The sequence below is a fragment of the Tuberibacillus calidus DSM 17572 genome (genome assembly GCF_000430685.1).
Classification (GTDB): Bacteria; Bacillota; Bacilli; order Bacillales; family Sporolactobacillaceae; genus Tuberibacillus; species Tuberibacillus calidus.
The window spans coordinates 1-4,735 of sequence record NZ_AUMM01000080.1 but is presented as its reverse complement, the minus strand read 5'-3'; the positions used below and the strand labels follow the sequence as shown (position 1 = coordinate 4,735).

The 4,735-nt window shown below is 43.5% G+C and carries 7 protein-coding genes and 1 pseudogene; 3 read left to right on the top strand and 5 right to left on the bottom strand.

Annotation, left to right across the window (positions count from 1 at the left end):
- The 5 genes and pseudogenes from H532_RS0113890 to H532_RS0113870 form a co-directional block, all read right to left on the bottom strand.
- Nucleotides 1-194, bottom strand: a pseudogene (locus H532_RS0113890) (ISLre2 family transposase); the annotation flags it as partial.
- A 334-nt stretch (nucleotides 195-528) separates the two neighbouring features.
- Nucleotides 529-1,128 carry a genetic competence negative regulator gene (locus H532_RS0113885; RefSeq protein ID WP_027725964.1) on the bottom strand — a complete coding sequence of 200 codons (600 nt, stop codon included), beginning with the start codon at nucleotides 1,126-1,128 and terminating at the stop codon, nucleotides 529-531.
- 108 nt (nucleotides 1,129-1,236) lie between these two features.
- On the bottom strand, nucleotides 1,237-2,031 hold the full coding sequence (locus tag H532_RS19035) for a metallophosphoesterase (RefSeq protein ID WP_245566481.1): 795 nt from the start codon (nucleotides 2,029-2,031) through the stop codon (nucleotides 1,237-1,239).
- A 12-nt stretch (nucleotides 2,032-2,043) separates the two neighbouring features.
- A complete protein-coding gene (locus H532_RS0113875) occupies nucleotides 2,044-2,433 on the bottom strand; it encodes a hypothetical protein (protein ID WP_027725963.1) in 390 nt (129 codons plus the stop codon).
- A gap of 49 nt (nucleotides 2,434-2,482) precedes the next feature.
- Nucleotides 2,483-3,118: a CBS domain-containing protein gene (locus H532_RS0113870; RefSeq protein ID WP_027725962.1), complete on the bottom strand. Its 636-nt coding sequence runs from the start codon at nucleotides 3,116-3,118 to the stop codon at nucleotides 2,483-2,485.
- A 192-nt stretch (nucleotides 3,119-3,310) separates the two neighbouring features.
- Between H532_RS0113870 and H532_RS0113865 the strand changes: the two genes are divergently transcribed.
- The 3 genes from H532_RS0113865 to H532_RS0113855 are packed head-to-tail and all read left to right on the top strand — an operon-like array spanning nucleotide 3,311 to nucleotide 4,418.
- Nucleotides 3,311-3,529, top strand: a complete 219-nt coding sequence (locus tag H532_RS0113865; RefSeq protein WP_027725961.1) for a spore coat associated protein CotJA — start codon at nucleotides 3,311-3,313, stop codon at nucleotides 3,527-3,529.
- A 51-nt stretch (nucleotides 3,530-3,580) separates the two neighbouring features.
- On the top strand, nucleotides 3,581-3,808 hold the full coding sequence (locus H532_RS0113860; protein ID WP_051263353.1) for a spore coat protein CotJB: 228 nt from the start codon (nucleotides 3,581-3,583) through the stop codon (nucleotides 3,806-3,808).
- Nucleotides 3,809-3,848: 40 nt separating this feature from the next.
- Entirely contained in the window at nucleotides 3,849-4,418 is a 570-nt protein-coding gene (locus H532_RS0113855; RefSeq protein ID WP_027725959.1) for a manganese catalase family protein, read from the top strand.
- Nucleotides 4,419-4,735 lie beyond the last annotated feature (317 nt).

Here is a 4,735-nt window from a genome sequence, read left to right as displayed (position 1 = left end):
TTTTTATCTTTACGTTCTCTTTTCCATCCTTCTTTTCTTTTTTCATTCACAATGGCTTCATCGAGTTGACCAAAGACAATGCCCATCACGTCGGCAAATGTGCTGTACATCAGCCGTTTAAGCTGTTCTTCAAACGAAATAAAATCGCGAGTTTCATTTAACAATTGGTATATTTTTGGTATAATGTTTTCCATGAGAAGGCCTCTCTTCAAATGTATTTGCTTGGTCGCATACATTTATGTTAGAGTGCCTTCTCTATTTTTTTCCATCATTTTGCTTCGAGAAATATTTTACACATACATCAAAAATTTCTTCGATTTATTTGCCCTTATATTTTGTGGGGAATGTCAACCGTCCATTCGTCCATATTTGTATTATTTTAGCCATTCTTCTTGGACAATCCTCTCCTTTTGCGGTTGTCTAAAGCAAAAAGCCATACCTGACACTCCTAAAGTGAAAAAAGGGTTCTCAGCATAACTGAGCCCCCTTCAGCATATGATTTGTATAGCATTGACGTTCGAACTGCGTTTAAGATTCCTTTTTGCAAAAAAAGGAATAGAGCATTTCCACCGCTCGGTCCGCCATTAACGTCTGGCCGTATTCCGCTAGACGGTGGCTTGTAACAGTTGAGGTGTGGCCAAATTCCGCCATCACCGCAATCAATGTTTCCATATCTATATCAACCGGGAGATTGGTTTCCTCGAAGACCAGGTAGTAGCGTTTCTCAAAGAGATACAGTGTGCCACCATTTATGCCCATTACATGCAACTTTCGGGCGAGAGCGATGACATCTTCCAGATCGTAAAATTGGAAAATGACATCGGACGTTTCGTCCAATGTGACTTGCATCTCAATGTATTCATCATCATCATCGATGAAATCCGGGTCCCACCGCTTGGACACGATGACAACTAGACCTTGGGCCGGTAAGGAAAACACTTCTATTTCAATCGGGCCGTCCGCGTGAAAACCGAGTTCATCGTCGGCCTCCATGATCATGTCGCGGAATAGCTGCTGGACTTTCGGTAAATTCCTCCATAAATCGTCCTTGGAGATGCCGCGTTCTGCGAGATCATCAAAGGTTAGAAAAATCTTGATTTTATTGCCGTTTAACCGCTCCAACCGCATCGCAATCGTCCTCCTTACCTTAAGCGGGATCCTTTTTATACTTTATGCCTTTAGTATTTATGTTGTTCATAGATCAAGTGTGTTTATTCCAACGGAATGAGGTTTACCCTAAATTGTTTGGTTACCTTCCCTCAGTCCCTGATCTTTCTTTAGTGTGATGAGCCACGTATCCGCTTTGGCTCCCAATCTTAAATGAAGATGTGTCGTACCATAACCGGCACTGATGACAAGTGTGCCAAAAGGCTTAGCCTTCAAACCACCAGCCTCCCTTAATCCCCAACCGAATAAACGAATTTGTCCGCCATGGGTATGACCGGACAAAACGAGCGGAATCTGGTGTTCGGGTGTGATTTTATCAACGATGATGGGATTATGGCTCACTAAAATCCGAAATCCCGGTTTGGCGGATGATAAAGCCAAAGGTAAATCATCCCGTTCAGTTGTCGCATCATCAACGCCTATGACATTTAAAACAGCCTGGTTCCTTTCGAATGAGAAGCTTCTATTTTCAAGGACAATGATCTCTTGTTCTTGTAATAAGTGATGAAGGGCAAACACATCATTGACTTGCCTGTCGTGGTTTCCCCAGACAAAAAGGACAGGCACACCCCACCGCTTTAATTTTACAAGGTTTTGTTCCACTCTGCCAAATGGAACTCCTTTTTCCGTCAAATCCCCACCGATAATGACAACATCCGGGGCCTTGATGTGTGCCAACATTTTTTCAGAGATGCGTCGGCGATGAACGTCGGAAATAAAATAGAGGGTAAACCCTTCAAAGGCATCCGGCAACCCTGGAAGCGCCAGATTTTTTTGAATCACGGTGTTTCGGTGGGCTTCCAAAACCATATATAAAAAAACGATGATGACGGCGAAAATCACAGCGAAGAACCACAACGTCACGCCCCACTCCCCCTACTGGGCTTTGGACTTTTCTCTCTTTAACCGCTCTTTTGATAAAGCGAGATAAATCAAAGTTAAACTATAAACAATTAAGGAGATATAAGGTGACATAAGAAATAGTATGCCCCAAATGATGAGAACAAGGGTAACCCCTATCATACCATAAAATAATGCCGATTTCCTCTTTTCACGCCACCAATAAAGAATGACTTGCATCGCCCTTAGGATGGAAAAGGAAAAAATGACAAAGGCAGCGAAGATAAAAACCGCCCCTTCTAGAAACGTCAGCGGTTCAAGAATGGATTGAGACAGTATATAAGAAAAGCCTTTTTGTGTTGGAAAACAAACGGCTGCCTGGTAAGTGCAGAAACCGCCCATGAGAAACCACACGAATGTTTTCATGAAAAACCCTCCCATACGGCAGTGTATGAGAGGATGTTCAGCGTGTTGCTTAATCCGTCTTTTTCACACTTAAGATCTTAAATCCGTTTTTCTCCAATCTTTCAATAAAGCGATCCGTATCGTTGCCATCTTCCACCTTTATGACAATCCGACGAACGAGTTTATCCGAATCATCAAAAGTCGTAAGCACAATAATATTTTGATGAAATTGTTTCGTAATCTCCGACAGCCTGAGGATGCGTCCTTCGGTTTCCACTGTCGACATCACGATGCGCACGCCTTTTTTATTCATGCCGAACACGCTTTGGAATTGTTCCAACACATCAAAACGCGTGACGATCCCTAAGCATCGGCCCGATTCATCGACAACCGGTACAAGGGGCACATCTTTCACTTTTAATAAGGTGTCTTCAAAGATATCCGTTTCATCGACCATAAGATTTTTTTTGATGGCAATCGTTTCGACCTTCACCTGATCTAAAAATTCATCCCTAGGCAAATCGGAATGAAAAGCCGCTTCATAGATGGCATGCTTCGTAATGAGCCCGATATAACGGTCTCCCGATAAAACCGGCATGCCGTCGATATGATGGGCATTCAGCCGATCCAAAGCCTCTCTTACTGTTATTCCTTCATTCACATAAATCATCTTGTGTTTCGGAATCATAACGCTTTTGGTAAACATGAACACACCCCCATTATTCGACCTCATCATTGTATTCCACATACGCTCCAATATTCCTTCTAGAAATTTTGACAAAAAAATAAGCCTTCAAAAAAGTTATATGACGAGCTCAGGAAACATAATCATTTGATGACATGAACCCTTTCGACACGGCCGCTTGCGGCATGACACATGCCGGAAAGGAGGGAACGAATGGCCTTTACGAATCGAAAGACATACACCCCATTTATCGGGCGTTACGATCCCTGCCAACCCATTCGGGTAAAAACATACGAAACCCCGCCGCACCTATACCTTGGCTTTCAACCACCTGGTCTGGAACAATTTTCACCAAAGGAGGCGTTAAAAAGAGGAACTTTATGGAAGGCGTTATACAGCCCGTACACTAGTCCATACGGGGATTATCGTTAGGGAGGTGAGCCTTTGACAAGAGAAGCGCTTCCCGAAGAGTTTTATCAGTTGATGGAAGATCTGCAAGCCGTTGATTTTGTGCTGATTGAACTCAATCTTTATCTCGATACGCATCCAGAAGATTTAGAGGCATTAAAGCAATTCAACACGTTTGCCCAACAAAGTCAAGCTTTGCGCAGGACGTTCGAGGAACGCTTCGGTCCGCTTCTTGGGGGCGGTAAAAGCTTCTCGACATTTCCTTGGGCATGGAAGGAACCCCCTTGGCCATGGCAAATTTAAGAAGGGTGATGATGTGAAATAACCAACGGGGTGTGATCGCATGTGGGTGTATGAAAAAAAACTGCAATATCCTGTTCGAGTGAGTCAATGTAACCCAAGGCTTGCCAAGTTTTTAATTGAGCAATACGGCGGAGCAGACGGCGAATTGGCCGCTGCCCTGCGCTATTTAAACCAACGGTATACCATCCCTGACAAGGTCATTGGGCTTCTCACCGACATCGGTACGGAAGAATTCGCCCATTTGGAAATGATTGCGACAATGGTTTATAAATTAACGAAAGATGCCACGCCAGAACAATTAAAAGAAGCGGGGCTCGGCGCCCATTATGCTGACCACGACAAGGCGTTGTTCTACCATAACGCTGCCGGTGTCCCCTTTACCGCTACTTATATTCAAGCGAAAGGTGACCCGATCGCCGATCTTTATGAAGACATTGCCGCCGAAGAAAAAGCGCGGGCAACCTACCAATGGCTCATAGATATGTCGGATGACCCGTTTCTCAATGAATCACTAGCCTTTTTGCGGGAACGTGAAGTCGTGCATTCGCAGCGCTTCCGTGAGGCAGTGGAAATTTTAAAAGAAGCGCGCGAGCAAAAACGATTTTTCTGAATGAGGCTGGGACAAAACCCAGTAGGCTAAATTGAAAAGAGTGGTACCCACCAAAACATGTTGGTGAAGGTACCACTCTTTTTTATTGGTTTTCAGAAGTCAAATAAGGATACCTTCTGATAAAATTAAAATATAGCCAAATTAACTTATCGGAGGTATCCTTATGTTTCAATATTATAACATGAATCAAGTGGTTTTGCCCCTAGATTTAGAAATTAAATTAAAAGAAAATGACATCGCCTTTCATATTCACCACCTCATCGAACAGATTCCTGATGAAGCGTTTGAAGCCTTCCTGCGTGATACGGGTCGTCCTT

Excerpts from the sequence above, each read along its gene's own strand:
- H532_RS0113865 (WP_027725961.1), top strand. The coding sequence starts at position 3,311 with ATGGCCTTTACGAATCGAAAGACATACACCCCATTTATCGGGCGTTAC.
- H532_RS0113855 (WP_027725959.1), top strand. The coding sequence starts at position 3,849 with ATGTGGGTGTATGAAAAAAAACTGCAATATCCTGTTCGAGTGAGTCAA.
- H532_RS0113860 (WP_051263353.1), top strand. The coding sequence starts at position 3,581 with ATGGAAGATCTGCAAGCCGTTGATTTTGTGCTGATTGAACTCAATCTT.
- H532_RS0113885 (WP_027725964.1), bottom strand. The coding sequence starts at position 1,128 with ATGCGGTTGGAGCGGTTAAACGGCAATAAAATCAAGATTTTTCTAACC.
- H532_RS0113870 (WP_027725962.1), bottom strand. The coding sequence starts at position 3,118 with ATGTTTACCAAAAGCGTTATGATTCCGAAACACAAGATGATTTATGTG.
- H532_RS0113875 (WP_027725963.1), bottom strand. The coding sequence starts at position 2,433 with ATGAAAACATTCGTGTGGTTTCTCATGGGCGGTTTCTGCACTTACCAG.